Genomic DNA, 14,503 nt, shown 5'->3' on the forward strand with positions numbered 1-14,503 from the left:
GCTCGGGCGTGCCCGGCTCACTCGACCGGATCCCGGGTCCGCCCGCCTCACCCGCGCCGGGTGGGGCGAGCGGTGCGTCAGGTCGTGAAGTCGGCGACCTCGGCGTCGAGGAGACCGCGCTCCTGCGCGATCGCCACCGCCTCGCGCCTGCTGCGGACGTCGAGCTTCGTGTAGATGCCGCGGACGTGGGTCTTGACGGTGTTCGGCGAGACGGTCAGGTCCTCGGCGATCTCGTCGATCGACCGCTGGGTCGGCAGCAGGCGCAGGACGCTGCGTTCGCGTTCGGTCAGCGGGGCCGGCATCGGCGGGGTGCGCAGCCGGCGTCGCAGGGCGAGGATCTCACCGGCGAACCGTTCGCCGGTGCCCAGGCCGCCCAGCCGGCTGGTCAGGAACCCGACCAGCTCCGGCGGGGCGAAGACGAACGGGAACCGGACGCCGGTCGGTTCGGCGACGCGCAACGCCTCGTCCAGCAAGCGGACCGCCCGCTCCCGCGCACCCGCCGCCAGCGCGGCCTGCACGCCGACGAGGGACGCCTCGATCGTGGCCCACGGCAGCGCCATGGGTGGTCCGTCCTCCGCCAGGGACCGCAGCACGGAGCTCGCCGCGAGGTGGCGGCCGAGCCGCAGCTGGGTCCGCGCGCGCATCAGCAGCAGCTCACCCGACCCGGCGAGGATCGGGTGGGCCCAGCGCACGGCCTCCCTGGCCTGGCTCGCCGCCCCCAGCCGCAACGCCGCGCGCTGTTCCAGCACGGCGCACAAAGCCGCGTGGCCGGCGGGGCAGGCCCGGCCGGTCCCGAGCCGGATGCGGGCCCGGCGCATCCGCCGCAGTCCCGCGTGCCAGCCGCCGAGCTCGAACTCCGCGGCTCCCCGCAGCGTTTCCGCGACCAGCCGGAGGTCCTGGGCCGCTCGCGCGGGGGCGTCACCGACGAGCTGTCCGATCCGCTTCGCGTGCGTCAGGGCGTCGGCGGGTTGGCCGCGCAGCAGGGCGCCGTAAGCGAGCAGGGCGCACGCTTCGGCTCCTTGCAGCGACCGGAAATGATCCTGCCGCGCCCGCCGGGCCTCGGCGCGGCGGGCGAGCGTCTCCATCACGCGGTAGTCGCCGTCGTAGCCGGCCAGCTCGCCCAGCGTGGTGAGGCACTGGGCGACCGTGAAGTCTTCGTCGCGCCGCTCCGCGGTGTCGAGGACCCGGACCAGCTCCGCGCGGGCCGCCGCGCGGTCGTGCGGGGCGAGGAGGACGGCGGTCCGGTGGAGGGTCGCGAGGTCACCGAGGCCGGCCTCGGCGGCCAGCCGCTCATCGACCTGCTCGGCCGCGCGGACGGCCTGCACCGGAGTGCGGTCGAGCCGGGTGAGCCGGGAGTACGCCAGCTGGCGCAGGACGGTCAGCTCCGCCGTCGGCCGGTCCGGCCACGCCACCTCCGCCCGGGCCAGCTGCAGCCCGGCCGCCGACGTCTCCGCGGCCTCCAGGCACAGCGCGGCCGAGATCAGCGCCGCCAGCGGATCGGCCGTGACCCGCCGGTTTTCGAGCACGGTCAGTGCCAGCCGCAGGACGTGGTGCTCGCCCGCGAGGAACAGCGGCACGGCGTTCTCCCGCAGCAGTTCGCCGACCCGGGCGGGATTGCCCGAGCGGACGCTGTGCAGCAGCGCCGGTGCCGGGCGGTCGTGTCCGGCGAACCAGCGCGCCGCCGTCGCGTGCAGGGTCCGGCTCCGGTCCGGGGCGCGCCGCTGCAGGTCCGCGCGCAGGTAGGTGCGCAGCAGCGGCGTCACGCTGTGGTGCGGCGGACTGCCACCGGACTCGACCACCCGGGTGGCCGGCTCGCCCAGCTCGCGGAGCGTCGCCTCTGCGTCCGCGCGGCCGCAGAGCACCGGCGCGAGCCCGGCCGGGACCTCGTCGCAGATGCTGATCGTGCGGAGCAGCTCCCGCTGCACCGGGGTCAGTGGGGCGAGGACTTCGTCGGTCAGGTAGTCGAGCACCGCGGTGTCGCGGCCGGTGTCGAAGTCCCGCAGGCTGCCGTGGCGGACGGCGGACGCGGCGGCGAGGCGCAGCCCGGCCGGCCAGCCCCCGGTCCGGGCGACGAGCGGGCCGACCTCGTCCGGCGGGACCGTCGCCCGGGCCGTGGCGAGCAAGGCCTTCGCTTCCTCGGTGGAGAACCGCAACTGCTCGGCGCCGACCTCGACGAGCCGGTCCGCGAGCCGGGCCCGGCCCAGCGGCAGCGGCGGCTCCCGCCGGCTCGTGACGGCCAGGCACAGGCCCGCCGGCTGGTGCCGGACCAGTTCCCGCAGCCCGTGCCACGGGCCGGGGGCGGTGATCTCCTGGGCGCCGTCGAGGACGAGCACGACGGGCTCGGGCAACGCGTCCAGTGCGTCGGCCACCCGGGCCAGGAAGGCGAGGTCGGTGCTGGGCTCGCCGGGTACTTCCAGCTGCCGCAGCGAGGAGCCGTCCGGGACGGGCCCGCAGCGGCCCAGCGACTCGAGGACCGCGGCCCAGAAGAGCCGGTCATCGTTGTCATCGGCGTCGGCGGACAGCCAGGCGACCGCGTCGCGGCCCCGGCGGCGCGCCCAGTCGGCGAGGAGCACCGTCTTGCCGAACCCGGCCGGGGCGCCGACGAACACGATGGCCGCCTCGCCCCTTCCGTCGAGGGGGCCGAGCAGACGCGGTCGCGACACGAAATCCGACGGCGGGCCGGGGACGGTGATCTTCGCCCTCGGGACCCGTCTTCGGGGCGAGTCATCGCGGCACGGGTTCATGCGCAATTCTCCTTCGCGCTCGGTTCCGGACATTCTCGGCGGATCCTGCCACGCAATTAGCTCGGCTCACCCGCTGCGGGCGACGAAAACGACAGCCGTGCGCAGAATCGTGTGCGCCGTGAAAAGTCGTGGAGATTCCCCGGAAAGCCGTCGCGGCGGCACGCGCCGATTCGCCGCCTCCCAGTTCCTCTGGCTCGGGCCGGGTGAGGTCGTGGTGCTCGACGTGGTGCGGACGGGCCGGATCAGCGTCGGCTCGGTCCTGCTCTGGCTGGTCGTGGCGCTGGCCGCCCTGACGCCGGTGGCCGAGGTGCGGGTCGGCGTCCGGGCCGGTGCGGACCTGGTCGCCCGGCTGCTGTTCCTGCCGCCGCGCGGGTGGTCGATGGCCGTCGTCCTGATCGACGTCGTCGTGCTCGCCCGCGCGTGGTATTCGGCGGGCCGGGCGCGGCGGGACGGGGGCACCCGGTGAGCCGGCCCGCCCTCCTCGGCTTCCGGGCGGGCGTGAATTACGTCTTCCGGGGGTGCGGGGCAATTCCGGAATGGGTCGTCGAAGGCGTCGACGGCTTTCGGGGTGTGCTCGTCGTCCCCGTTCCACCCGAAACAATCGTCTTCGGCACGCTGGGAGACCCCGGCAGCCTGCCCCGAATCCTGGGCAGGCTCGAGGCGCTCGGGATGCGCGTGGCGTCCGTGCACCGCGTCCGGGAACTCCCGGGGTCGCCGCCCGGCGGGAGTTCCTGACCCGCCGCCGGGCTCCGCCCGCGCGAGGCGGTCCGTCACGACCCGGACGCCGCCGTGACGTGGCCGAGCCGGATCGCCTGGCGCAGCGCCGCGTGGTCGCGTTCGTTCTGGTCGGCGCAGGCCACCGCGAACTCCCGGACGGCCTCGGCGAACGCCGGACCGGAGCCGAGGTACGCGGCGATCGCGAGCGCGTCGCCGGTGCGCGCGTGCGCCCGCGCCAAGGTCCACCCGCACAGGCGGGCGTGCGACCGCAGCACGTCCGGGGTCATCGTCGTGCCGTCGCCGGTGAGCCGGCCGCCGCGCAGCCGCCGGACGTGGAAGTCGCGGGGGCGGCCGTCGACGTCGGCGTCGTGCGCCCAGCCGAGGAAGACGTCTCCGGCGGCCTGGATCAGCCGTTGCCCGGCGACCACCCGCCGGCCCGGACCACCCGCCGCGGCGACGCCGGCGTACTCCTGCAGCACCGACGGCCCGGCCTCCTTCAGCTGAAGGAAGAGCGGATCCCCGGTACCGGTCCGCGCGAGCAGCGCCACCCAGCACCGCGTGCCGGCTCCGCCGGGGCCGGGCACCGTGCGGGCGACGTCGGCCAGCCGGTAGCGGTCCAGCAAGGCCCGCCGCGCCGGGCCGAGCGTGTGCCGGTAGCGCGAAAGCACCGCGCCGAGACGGTCCGCGAGCGTCGCCGGGTCACCGTCGCCGGCGAGGTGGCCGGCCGGGACGACCACCGGCGGACGCGTGGCCAGCCGCAGCTGCCCGTCGCGGATTTCGGTGAACCGGCGGCCGCCGGTGTCGCGGCCGGGTACGCCGGACCTCGCCGGACCCAGGTGGTGGGCCGCGACCACGCGCAACGTCCGGGCGTCGGCGGGGGCGAAGAAGATTTCGAGCGACGTCCGGCGGGCGAAGTCGTGCATCGCGAGGCGGTACGACTCCACCGCGGCGACCACCGTGCGCCGCCGCTGGGCCGGCGGGTGTCCCGTCTCCCGGCTCGTGACCTCGAAGCTCGCGGCGAGCCGCTTGACGTCCCATTCCCAGGGCGCGCGCAGGGTTTCGTCGAAGTCGGCGAAGTCGAACACGAGCCGGCGGCCCTGGGCGGCGAACAACCCGAAGTTGGCGAGCTGGGCGTCTCCGCACGCCTGGACCGGGAACCCGGTCCGCGGCGTCGTGGCGAGGTCGGCCGCGGCCGGCAGCGCGGCGCCGTGGAAGTAGGCGAGGGGCGAAGCGGCCATCCGGCCGTAACGCAGCGGCAGCAGCTCCGGCACCCGGTCGGCGTCCTGGCCGGCCAGCAAAGCGAGCGGATCGCGTCCGGCGGGGCCGGGGAACTCGGCGTGGCGGGCCGCCGGCACCGCGATGCGGGCGGCCCGGGCACGAGCGGTCCGCACGTCGGGGGCCGCGGTGTCCATTTCGGTGAGTGGCATGGACGGATCGTCGGCCGCCGAACCGGCCGGGGCGTCGCCCGCCGGGGGTGAAGCGGGGAGTCATCCACCACGGGTGACGACTCGCGGCGGCCGGCGTCGCAGGCTGGGTCCGTGGAGACGCGGTGGTGGCGAAGCGGATGACGGGTGAGGCGTCGGTGCCCCGGCGGGTGTATCGCGGGGGATCTCCGAGGCGGTGCCGTTCGGGTTCCCCGGCTTCGCCACTTCGTCCGGCGGGCCCCGGTGGCGGCCGGGGCGGGCCGGTCGGACGCCGGTCGTGCCGTGTCCTCCGCGGGTGGCCGCGGCGGCGCTCGGGGGCGTCGCCGCGGTCCGGCCCGTGCCGGCGTATCCGCTCGCACCCGACCGGCGGTCCGCGGTGGACTGATCGGAACAGCGGCCGCCGCCGTCCGGTCGCATGCGGACGCCCTGCGCTACAAGCGTTCTCGCTGAGGTGCCTCGCCGAAGGCCTCGCGCAGCCGGGATTCTTCCTCCTCGGACAGGTTGGTGCTCAGCAACGTCGCGCCGGTTTCCTTGAACGGTTCGACCACCCGGTCCAGCACCGTGCCGTCCGACATCACGAACAGCGCCGAGGTGCCCGGGGTGACCTGGTTCCGGACGGTTTCAATGAACTCTTCGTCGATGCCGATGTGGCTCAGTGATCCCGTCAGTGCCCCGATCGCCGCGCCGACGGCCGCGCCGAGCAACGGGACGAGGAAGATGAGGCCGAACAGCAGGCCCCAGAAGGCCCCACCCATCGCGCCGGCACCGGTCAGGGAGCCGAGGTCCTTGGTCTTCGGCTTCTTCCGTCCTTCCGGCCAGGTGACGTAAGCCGCGTCCGCGATGGAGATCAGCTGCTGTTTCTGTAGCTGGCGAAGCAGTTCCAGTGCGTTTTCGGCGCCTTCGACGGTGGGGAACCTCCACACGGTCAACGTGGCCATGACTCCTCCTCGGTCCGGGATCGGTGGTCTGCCGAACTGTTTCCCGGGCGTCGAAGCGCGGCATCGCCCACGCCGTGTGAGCCGCGGACCGGCCGCGGCCGGAGCAGCCGATCTCACCTGGGGCGGGCGAGGACCGGCGGACGACCGACCGACCATGATCGCCCGGGTCCGCAGCTCCGAGGCAGGAAGCAGAGGGAATCATGACCGACCACACGCAGCCATGGACCGGATCGACCGGCGCACGGACGCCGTCCCCGCCGGAGCGGGCCGTCGCCCGGTCACGGCGGGTCGGCTGGATCTGGTTCGCCGCGGCGATCACCGTCCTGGCCGGACTGTTCAACGTCGTGGAGGGACTGGTCGCGCTGTTCGACCGGGACTACTACGTGCTCGGCCCGTCCGGGCTGCTCGTCTTCACCTTGAACGGCTGGGGCTGGATCCACCTGATCGTCGGTGGCCTCGCCGTGCTGGCGGGCATCGCGCTGTCCACCGGCGCGCAGTGGGCGCGGGTCGTCACTATCGCGCTCGCCGGCTTCAACGCACTGGCGCAGCTGACTTTCCTGTCCGCCTACCCGTACTGGGGCATCGTCGTGATCGCCCTCGACGTCCTCGTGATCTGGGCCGTCATCGTGCACGGCGACGAATCCACCTACGAAATCTGGTGATCCGGGAGACGCGGCCGCGTCTCACCGGCCGGTGATCAGTACAGTCGTGGCCTCCGTCCGGCGTCGAACGCGAGGACCGGGGGCGATTCTCCCGACGGCCGAGAGGTTGACGTGCTCGTGCGAACGACGACCCGGTTCCGGCCGGTCCCCGGTGGCAAGGTCACGGTGCCGCGGCTGCCGGGGACCTTCGTCCCCCGACCCCGGCTGGGGGCGCTGTTCGACCGCGCCACCGTCCGGCCGGTCACGGTGGTCCGCGCCCCGGCCGGGGCCGGCAAGACCACGGCGCTGGCGAGCTGGGCCGGCGACGGCCGCACCGTCGCCTGGGTGTCGCTGGACGAGAACGACAACGACGAACCCCGGTTGTGGGCGGGGATCCTGTGCGCGCTGCGCCGCTGTCCCGCGGTGGCCGGGAAGAGCGCGGTGCACCGGCTTTCCCCGCCGTCGCCCGGGCGGCGGCGCGGTTTCCTGGCGGACCTGGACGACGCGCTCACCGGCCTGAGCCGTCCGGTGCGGCTGGTCCTGGACGACCTGCAGGAGATCTCCCACCCGGACGCGCTGGAGGCGCTCGCGGCCCTCGTGCACCGGGTGCCGTCCGGTGTCCGGCTGGTGCTGGTCACCCGCGTCGAGCCGCGGCTGCGGCTGGCCCGGCTGCACGTGGAGGGCGTCCTGTCCCGGGTGGACGCGGCCGAACTCCGGTTCACCACCAAGGAGACGACGGTCCTGCTGCGGGCCACCGGGGCCACGGTGGGCGACGACCGCGTCCGGGAGCTCACCGAGCGCACGGCGGGCTGGGCCGCCGCCCTCGGCTGGGCCGCCGTGTCCGTACGCGAAGCGGGGGACGCGGACGCGCTCGTCGCCTCCGTCACCGGGGACGAGCGCGCCGTGGCCAAGTTCTTCGCCGAAGAAGTGCTGTCGCGGCTGCCCGCGGCGACGTCGGATCTCCTGCTGTGCCTCAGTGTCTGCGACGCCGTGAGCGCGACGCTCGCCGTCCGCTTGTCCGGCCGCGTGGACGCCGGGGCGCGGCTGGACGAGCTCGAGCGCGCGCTGGGTCTCGTCGCGCGCACGCCGGCCGACACCTACCGGCTTCCGCCGCTGCTGCGGGGTTTCCTGCGTGCCGAGCTGGCCCGGCGGGACCCGGCGCGGGTGCTGCGGCTGCACGGGACCGCCGCGGCGTGGTTCGCCGGCGAAGGCCGGTTCGGGGAGGCACTCCGGCACGCCGTGGCGGGCCGTGACCGGCAGCGCGTCCTTTCCCTCGCGCGGGAGCACGCCGTGCGCCAGGCCCAGGCCGGTGACGGCGAGCCGGTGCGCGTCGCGCTCACCCACCTGGGCCCCGCGGCCGTCGCGGCGAGCCCGTCGCTGCGGCTGGCGTCGGCGCTGGAAAACATCCAGCGCGGGGACCTCGCCGGTGCCGCGGCCGACCTGGCGGGGGAGGCGCCGGGTGACGACCGGTGGCCCCTCGCCGTCCGTCATCTCGCGGTGGTGACCGGCGAGCGCCCGCCGGAGACCGCGGAGGCCGTGCCGTCCCCGGACTTCGACGCCTGGGCGAACCTCGACCTCGCCTGGCGGTCACTGCACCGCGGGGCCCGCCGGCACGCCGTCACCCGGGCGCGGGAAGCCCTGCGCCTGGCTCACGACGAGCGGCTCGACCACCTCGTGCTCCACAGCCGGCTGGCGCTGGCCGTCGCGACCGCCCTCCACGGCGAGCACCCGGCGATGCGGCGCGCCTGCACGGGCGCGCTGGCCGTCGCGCGCCGGCACGGCTGGCGCCGGTCCCCGGGCGTGGCCGAGTGCCACCTCCTGCTGGCCTACGACGACCTGATGCGCGCCGAGCCCATCGCCGCGGCCCGGGAGCTGGCCCAGGCGACGTCGGCGGAAGTGCCCGGGGGCCCGCCGCTGCTGGGACCGCTCCGCGAGTTCTTCGAGGGCATGGTGCGCTTCGACGACGGCGACCGGGGCGCGGGCTCGCAGGGCATGCGCGCGGCCCGGCACCGGCTCGCCCTCGCCGAACTGCCCCCCGAGGTCGTCGGGGTGTGCGCGGTCGCGGAGTACCACGCGGCTCTCGTCCTCGGCGAAGGGCTGCACGCCGCGGAGGTGCTCGCCTGGGTGCACGAGCGGCTGCCCGGCAGCGGCGAGCTGGCCCTCCTGCGGGTCCGGGCCCACCTCGCCGCCGACGAACCCGATGCGGCGGAAGCGGTTCTGCGGGAAACCGCCTCGGCGAAAGCGGTGCTGCCCGCGACGCCGGTCGACCGGTGCCTGGCCGAAACCGCGCTCGCACTGCGTTCGCACCGGCGGACCAAGGCACTCCACGCCCTCGACCGCGCGCTCGCCCTCGCCCGCCCGAACGGCCTCGTGCGGCCGTTCGCGCTCGCCGAACCGCGGGTCGGGCACCTGCTGATCGACCACTCGGGCGGCTTCGGCTCGCTGGACCGGTTCGCGCAGGCGGTCCGTGGCCGGCTCGTCCCGCGGACCCGGTCCAGCGGCCTGACCGACCGCGAGCAGGTGGTGCTGCGGCGCCTGCCTTCCCAGCGTTCGCTGGACGAAATCGCGTCCGACCTCACCGTGTCGGTCAACACCGTGAAGACGCACGTGCGGGCCATCTACGGCAAGCTCGGCGTGAACAACCGGCGCTCCGCCGTCGTCGTCGCCCGCCAGAACGGCTTGACCTGACAGTCATTCGTCGTCGCGGCGAGGCGCGGACAGCAGCGCGTCGGCCCAGCGGGCCCGCGGGTCGACGTCCACGAGCAGCGCCTTGGCCAGCAGGGTCGCCGGCACGGCGAGGACCGCGCCGAGCGGGCCCAGCAGCCAGGTCCAGAACACGAGCGCCAGTACCGTGACCAAAGTGGACAGACCGACCGAGCCGGCCACGAACCGCGGCTGGATCAGCGACTGCACCACGAAGTTCAGGCCGGCGTACACGACGAGCACCACGAGCAGGGAGCGCCAGCCGCCGTCGAGCAGGGCGATGAACGCGGGGGGCGCCACCCCGATCACGAACCCCACGTTGGGAACGTAGTTGGTGACGAACGCGAGCAGCCCCCACAGCACCGCGCCCGGGATCCCGAGCAGGGCGAGGGCGGTCGTGTCGAGCGCCGCGACGAGCCCGCCGAACACGGTCGTCACGAGCAGGTACCGGCGCGTGCCGGCCGCGAAACCCCGCAGGGAAGCCGAAATCCACGGCCGGTCGCGGGCGATCCGGCCGAGGCGTTGCCCCGCCCAGGCCGTTTCGGCACTGAGGAACAGCAGGAGGGCGAGCAAGAACGCCAGGTTGGTCACCAGGCCGCCGACCCCGGCGAGCAGGGAACCGGCCAGGCCGACCAGTTTCCCGGCGTCGACGGACGAGAGCATCGCGCGCAGCTGCGGTTCGCCGACGCCGAACCGGCCGAGCACGCCCAGCCCGTCGTGCAGCAGCTCGTCGAGCCGCCCGGCGTAGTGGGGGACCAGAGCCGACAGCTGCGCGACGGAGACCACGATGACGAGGAAGAAGACGAGCAGGACCGCGTAGACGGCGGCCGCCAGCACGGCGACGGTCAGCCAGCGCGGAAGTCCCTTGCGCCGCAACCAGGTCCGGATCGGATCGAGGGTGATGACGACGACGAGGGCGAGGAAGACGGGGCCGGCGAACCAGGCGACGGCCTGCACGCCGGCGAGCACGACCACCGCGGCGGCGGCGCCCAGCAGCACGACGAGCGCGCGGGGCGGGGAGCTGCCGCCGGTACCGAGGTCGTCTTCGGGCGGCCACGGTACCGGCGGCAGGTGCCCACCCGCGCCGAAGCGATCGGCGAACCCCCGGAAGGGGTGCCGGGGGGAGCGACGCCCCCGCCGCTCGCCGGCCGCGGCCCGGTTTCGCCGGGGCAAGCGGAACCGGTGGGCCGGGAAGTCGGTGAGCGAAGCTCGCACCATGCGGATCCTCCGGAATCAGGCGGCCGTGTCACGGTCGCCGATCCGGGAGGCTCGCGCGTCACCCGGCACGGGCGAGACCCGGTGCGGGACAAAAAGGTGTGGCTCGGTGCGGCTGACGCCTGGAGGGTGAGCCGCTGGGTCGCCGTGTCGACCTGCTCGGTCGATTCGACCTCGACGCCGAGGTGATCCATCACCGTCTCCTGGCCCGATCCGGGACGAGATCGACCGCCGGGTCCGCGAACTCCTCCGGGAGCTGACCGCGGTCTGAACCGCGATGCTTCAGGAAAGCGTCTCGGCGGTGGCGGTCAGGACCGCGCGGCCGAGGATGTGGCCCGCCATCGTGAAGCCGAGGACGGCCGGGGTCGCGTCGGCCGGGACGCCGATCGAGGCGACCGCGAGGGCGTGCACCACGACGAAGTAGCGGTGCGGTCCGTGCCCGGCGGGCGGGGCGGCGCCCAGGTAGTGCGGCACGCGGGCGTCGTTGGGCAGCTGGAAAGCGCCTTCCGGCAGGCCGGAGCCGGTGGCGTCGCCGGCGCCCTCGGGCAGCTCGGCGACGGTGGCGGGGATGTCGGCGACCGCCCAGTGCCAGAACCCGGAGCCGGTGGGGGCGTCGGGGTCGTAGACGGTGACGGCGTAGCTCCGGGTGCCTTCCGGTGCGCCGCTCCAGGACAGCTGCGGCGAGAGGTCCTTGCCTCCCGGGACTCCCGAAGACCACTGCTCGAGGGGCCAGGCGGCGCCGTCGGCGACCGAGGTGCTGGTGACGGCGAAGGCGGCCGCCTCCGGGAGACGGGCGAACGGGTCGTTGACGGTCATCTGAGGTTCCTTCCAAGGAGTGACGTCATCGACGATAGCACAGATAATCGATTATCTGAGTCAACATCTATGCTGTGCCCATGGCTCAGATGCTGTCGGAGCAGGTCTACGCACACCTGCGGGACGCGATCATGCGCGGCGACTACGCGCCCGGCGAGGCGCTCAAGCCCCAGGACCTCGCCCGGGACCAGGGTGTGAGCCTGGCCGTCGTGCGCGAGGCGCTCGTGCGGGTGGTCGGCGAGGGCCTGGCCGACCGGCTGCCGAACCGCGGCTTCGCCGTCCCGGCGTTCTCCGACCGGCGCTGGCAGGAGATCACGGAGGCGCGCCGGACCGTCGAACCGGTCGTGCTGCGCCTTTCCGTCGAGCGCGGCGACGTCGACTGGGAGGCTCGCGTGCGGGCCGCGCACCACCGCCTGGCCCGCACCGAGCCGTACGCGCCGGGCGAGGGTGAGTACTACAGCGGTGCTTGGTCCGAGGCGCACCGGACGTTCCACCGCACCCTGCTGGAGGGGTGCGGCAACGCCGCCCTGCTCGAGACCTTCGATCGGATGTGGGCCGCGAGCGAGCTGGCTCGCCGGTGGTCTTCGCAGCGGGCGCCCGAACGGGACGCCGTCGGTGAGCATCGCGGCCTGGAGGAGGCGGCTCTGGACCGTGACGCCGACTCCGCGGCGGCACTGCTCGTCCGGCACCTCACTCTGACCGCGGCGGCCCTGGAGAGCTGAATTCGCCCCGGCGACCGAGACGAGGCAGGGGCTCAGTCGGCCGGTGTCAGCGGCGGCCGGACGGGTCGGGTGCCCACGTGGCCACCGGGCCGCGCTGGCGCGGTGCGGGTCCGGACGTGTCGTCCGAGGGCGCCGGGGTGTACACCGGCTGGCGGAACAGGTTGCCGTACCGGCTTTCCTGGGGCGCGGTGAGCGCTCCGGGGCGGGGTTCTTCGGCGATGGGGTGGCTGAACAGCGAACTGTCCATTGTGGAAGCGGTAATGGGGGGTCCTTTCGAGGACGCCACGGGAAGCGGCGTGGTTCCGGCGCCGGTCACGGCCGCTCACCATCAGGGTGCTCGCGTGCCGCAACCGGATCCTTCGGGCCGGGCGACTTCTCCGTCGTGGAAATCCGACGGGGTGGAAGGGGGCCGAGGACGGCGCGGGTTCTCCGACTCGCGCACGAAATGCTCTCGGGCACCACCCAGCGTACACGACGTCTTCGCGGAGTGTGTTATGACTGGCACCTAGCAAAGGGGCCACTGTGCACCAGCTCACTCTCGGCGTCATCGCGCGTTCACGGAAAGAGAACGAACGGCGGTTGCCGATCCACCCGCACCACCTCGACCGGATCGACGCCGATCTCCGGCAGTCCATCTACCTCGAACACGGCTACGGCGAACCCTTCGGCGTGCCCGATGAACGCTTGGCGGCCGACGTCGCCGGGCTGCGCACGTGCGAGCAGCTCATCGCCGAATGCGACGTCGTCCTGCTGGCCAAGCCGTTGCACGAAGACGTTGCCGAGCTGCGGTCCGGCCAGGTGCTGTGGGGCTGGCCGCACTGCGTGCAGGACGTCGAGCTGACCCAGCTGGCCATCGACCGGAAGCTGACGGTCATCGCGTTCGAGGCGATGAACCACTGGCGGCGCGACGGTTCGTTCGGCTTGCACGTCTTCCACAAGAACAACGAGCTGGCCGGGTACTGCTCGGTGTTGCACGCGCTGCAGCTGGTCGGGTCGACCGGCGACTACGGCCGCCGCCTGCGGGCCGTGGTGATCGGCTTCGGCGCGACCGCGCGCGGCTCGGTGACCGCGCTGAACGCCCACGGGATCCACGACGTCGACGTCCTGACCGCGCGCGGTCTCAGCGCGGTCGGCTCGCCGATCCACTCCGCGACGATGGTGCACATCGACCACGACGCGAACAACCCGGGCGACCTGCGCCGCAGCCACGCGATCACCGACCACGGCCGGGTCCCGCTCGCCGGGTTCCTCGCCGAGCACGACATCGTCGTCAACTGCGTGCTGCAGAACACCGCCGAGCCGCTGACGTTCCTGATCGAGGAGGACCTCGCCGCGTTCACGCCCGGCAGCCTCGTCGTCGACGTCTCCTGCGACGAAGGCATGGGCTTCAGCTGGGCCCGGCCCACGACGTTCACCGAGCCGACGTTCCCGATCGGCGACGGCCTCACCTACTACGGCGTCGATCACAGCCCGTCGTACCTGTGGAACTCGGCGACCTGGGAGATCAGCGAAGCCCTGCTGCCGCACCTGCGGGCAGTCCTTTCCGGACCGTCCACATGGGACGAAAACGAGACGGTCCGGCGCGCGGTGGAGATCCGCGACGGCACGATCGCCAACCCCGCGATCCTGTCCTTCCAGGACCGCGCACCGGAGTACCCGCACCCGCGCCGCTGAGCGTCCACGTCGTCCACCGTCCGTCGCGGCCGAGAGGGAAGAGAGACCACGCCGGACGGCGGGACGACGTTTATCCGTTGTGACCAATACGACTTCGCCTCAGCCGGGCTGCGGGGCCAAGCGTGGTGTGGTCATGAATCCGAGAACCAGAGTTCTTGTCGTCCTGATGTTCGCGTTGTCGGTGGTGCTGGCGGGTGTCACGCCGGCGCCGGCGGCCCCGGCCCAGACTGTGGAGCTGGCGGCGCCGGCCGGCAGTGGTCTTCCGCCGTATGTCGCGGTGATCAAGCCGGTGTCGGCTGAGCGGCTGGGGTCGAGCTGGCATGAGGGGTGTCCGGTCGGTCCGGATCAGTTGCGGTTGGTGAGCTTGCCGTTCGTGGGGTTCGACGGTGGGGTGCACCGGGGTGAGCTGGTCGTGAACGCCGATCGTGCGGTCGAGGTGGCGCGGGTGTTCGCGGATCTGTATTTCGGGCGGTTCCCGATCGAGCGGATGGAGACGGTGGAGAAGTACGACTCCGACGATGATGCGTCGATGGCGGCGAACAACACGTCGGCGTTCAACTGCCGGGCGATCACGGGGGGTACGGCGTGGTCGAATCACTCGTATGGGCGGGCGATCGACGTGGACACGGTGCAGAATCCGTACATTTCCGGTAGGGGTGCGGTGTATCCGCCCAATGGTGCGCCGTATGTCGATCGGTCGCAGGCGTTGCCGGGGATGATCCACGCGGGTGATGTGGCGGAGCGGGCGTTCACGACGCGGGGTTGGACGTGGGGTGGGTCTTGGGACACCCCGATCGATTACCAGCACTTCGAGAAGCCCTGACACCAGCGGCCGACGCGCCCGGGATCGCCGGCGGCGGTTCCGGGCGTGGTGTCCGCGCGGGTGGGGGCCGCCGTGTCAGACTGCCC

Annotated in this window: 12 protein-coding genes and 1 pseudogene; 6 read left to right on the forward strand and 7 right to left on the reverse strand. The window is 73.6% G+C overall.

Annotated features, from left to right (window positions below; translation table 11 throughout):
* Positions 1-77: 77 nt before the first annotated feature.
* The gene (locus tag AA23TX_RS34710; RefSeq protein ID WP_155546921.1) at positions 78-2,744 is read right to left on the reverse strand and encodes a LuxR C-terminal-related transcriptional regulator; all 2,667 of its coding nucleotides are present in this window, start codon (positions 2,742-2,744) and stop codon (positions 78-80) included.
* Between the two features lie 118 nt (positions 2,745-2,862).
* On the opposite strand from AA23TX_RS34710, the gene AA23TX_RS34715 reads away from it, so the two are divergent.
* The gene (locus tag AA23TX_RS34715) at positions 2,863-3,210 is read left to right on the forward strand and encodes a hypothetical protein (protein ID WP_230862890.1); all 348 of its coding nucleotides are present in this window, start codon (positions 2,863-2,865) and stop codon (positions 3,208-3,210) included.
* A 304-nt stretch (positions 3,211-3,514) separates the two neighbouring features.
* Here the strand turns inward: AA23TX_RS34715 and AA23TX_RS34725 are convergent, their stop codons facing one another.
* Positions 3,515-4,888 (reverse strand): DUF2252 domain-containing protein, encoded by a 1,374-nt coding sequence (locus tag AA23TX_RS34725; RefSeq protein WP_155546922.1) that lies wholly within the window; start codon positions 4,886-4,888, stop codon positions 3,515-3,517.
* A 428-nt stretch (positions 4,889-5,316) separates the two neighbouring features.
* Positions 5,317-5,823, reverse strand: a complete 507-nt coding sequence (locus tag AA23TX_RS34730) for a DUF1269 domain-containing protein (protein WP_155546923.1) — start codon at positions 5,821-5,823, stop codon at positions 5,317-5,319.
* A 200-nt stretch (positions 5,824-6,023) separates the two neighbouring features.
* Between AA23TX_RS34730 and AA23TX_RS34735 the strand changes: the two genes are divergently transcribed.
* Positions 6,024-6,485: a DUF7144 family membrane protein gene (locus AA23TX_RS34735; protein WP_155546924.1), complete on the forward strand. Its 462-nt coding sequence runs from the start codon at positions 6,024-6,026 to the stop codon at positions 6,483-6,485.
* Positions 6,486-6,602: 117 nt separating this feature from the next.
* Positions 6,603-9,152, forward strand: coding sequence for a winged helix-turn-helix domain-containing protein (locus AA23TX_RS34740; RefSeq protein WP_230862891.1), 2,550 nt, complete (start codon positions 6,603-6,605; stop codon positions 9,150-9,152).
* 3 nt (positions 9,153-9,155) lie between these two features.
* Here the strand turns inward: AA23TX_RS34740 and AA23TX_RS34745 are convergent, their stop codons facing one another.
* The 3 genes and pseudogenes from AA23TX_RS34745 to AA23TX_RS34750 all read right to left on the reverse strand — a co-directional run bounded on the left by AA23TX_RS34745 (position 9,156) and on the right by AA23TX_RS34750 (position 11,198).
* Positions 9,156-10,385 carry an AI-2E family transporter gene (locus tag AA23TX_RS34745; protein ID WP_155546926.1) on the reverse strand — a complete coding sequence of 410 codons (1,230 nt, stop codon included), beginning with the start codon at positions 10,383-10,385 and terminating at the stop codon, positions 9,156-9,158.
* 125 nt (positions 10,386-10,510) lie between these two features.
* Positions 10,511-10,591, reverse strand: a pseudogene (locus AA23TX_RS51255) (glyoxalase/bleomycin resistance/dioxygenase family protein); the annotation flags it as partial.
* A 73-nt stretch (positions 10,592-10,664) separates the two neighbouring features.
* Positions 10,665-11,198 carry a YbhB/YbcL family Raf kinase inhibitor-like protein gene (locus AA23TX_RS34750; RefSeq protein ID WP_155546927.1) on the reverse strand — a complete coding sequence of 178 codons (534 nt, stop codon included), beginning with the start codon at positions 11,196-11,198 and terminating at the stop codon, positions 10,665-10,667.
* Between the two features lie 89 nt (positions 11,199-11,287).
* Between AA23TX_RS34750 and AA23TX_RS34755 the strand changes: the two genes are divergently transcribed.
* Complete coding sequence (locus AA23TX_RS34755; protein ID WP_155547502.1) at positions 11,288-11,920, forward strand: GntR family transcriptional regulator; 633 nt, start codon at positions 11,288-11,290, stop codon at positions 11,918-11,920.
* 46 nt (positions 11,921-11,966) lie between these two features.
* Here the strand turns inward: AA23TX_RS34755 and AA23TX_RS34760 are convergent, their stop codons facing one another.
* On the reverse strand, positions 11,967-12,167 hold the full coding sequence (locus AA23TX_RS34760) for a hypothetical protein (protein WP_155546928.1): 201 nt from the start codon (positions 12,165-12,167) through the stop codon (positions 11,967-11,969).
* 275 nt (positions 12,168-12,442) lie between these two features.
* On the opposite strand from AA23TX_RS34760, the gene AA23TX_RS34765 reads away from it, so the two are divergent.
* Complete coding sequence (locus AA23TX_RS34765; protein WP_155546929.1) at positions 12,443-13,594, forward strand: N(5)-(carboxyethyl)ornithine synthase; 1,152 nt, start codon at positions 12,443-12,445, stop codon at positions 13,592-13,594.
* Between the two features lie 133 nt (positions 13,595-13,727).
* On the forward strand, positions 13,728-14,417 hold the full coding sequence (locus AA23TX_RS34770) for a M15 family metallopeptidase (protein WP_155546930.1): 690 nt from the start codon (positions 13,728-13,730) through the stop codon (positions 14,415-14,417).
* Positions 14,418-14,503: the final 86 nt, after the last annotated feature.

The organism is Amycolatopsis camponoti (assembly GCF_902497555.1).
Lineage (GTDB): Bacteria > Actinomycetota > Actinomycetes > Mycobacteriales > Pseudonocardiaceae > Amycolatopsis > Amycolatopsis camponoti.

What these genes read in the sequence shown, in the direction of transcription:
- AA23TX_RS34710 (WP_155546921.1), bottom strand. Translation starts at nt 2,744, where the DNA reads ATGAACCCGTGCCGCGATGACTCGCCCCGAAGACGGGTCCCGAGGGCG.
- AA23TX_RS34725 (WP_155546922.1), bottom strand. Translation starts at nt 4,888, where the DNA reads ATGCCACTCACCGAAATGGACACCGCGGCCCCCGACGTGCGGACCGCT.
- AA23TX_RS34730 (WP_155546923.1), bottom strand. Translation starts at nt 5,823, where the DNA reads ATGGCCACGTTGACCGTGTGGAGGTTCCCCACCGTCGAAGGCGCCGAA.
- AA23TX_RS34735 (WP_155546924.1), top strand. Translation starts at nt 6,024, where the DNA reads ATGACCGACCACACGCAGCCATGGACCGGATCGACCGGCGCACGGACG.
- AA23TX_RS34745 (WP_155546926.1), bottom strand. Translation starts at nt 10,385, where the DNA reads ATGGTGCGAGCTTCGCTCACCGACTTCCCGGCCCACCGGTTCCGCTTG.
- AA23TX_RS34750 (WP_155546927.1), bottom strand. Translation starts at nt 11,198, where the DNA reads ATGACCGTCAACGACCCGTTCGCCCGTCTCCCGGAGGCGGCCGCCTTC.
- AA23TX_RS34755 (WP_155547502.1), top strand. Translation starts at nt 11,288, where the DNA reads ATGCTGTCGGAGCAGGTCTACGCACACCTGCGGGACGCGATCATGCGC.
- AA23TX_RS34760 (WP_155546928.1), bottom strand. Translation starts at nt 12,167, where the DNA reads ATGGACAGTTCGCTGTTCAGCCACCCCATCGCCGAAGAACCCCGCCCC.
- AA23TX_RS34770 (WP_155546930.1), top strand. Translation starts at nt 13,728, where the DNA reads ATGAATCCGAGAACCAGAGTTCTTGTCGTCCTGATGTTCGCGTTGTCG.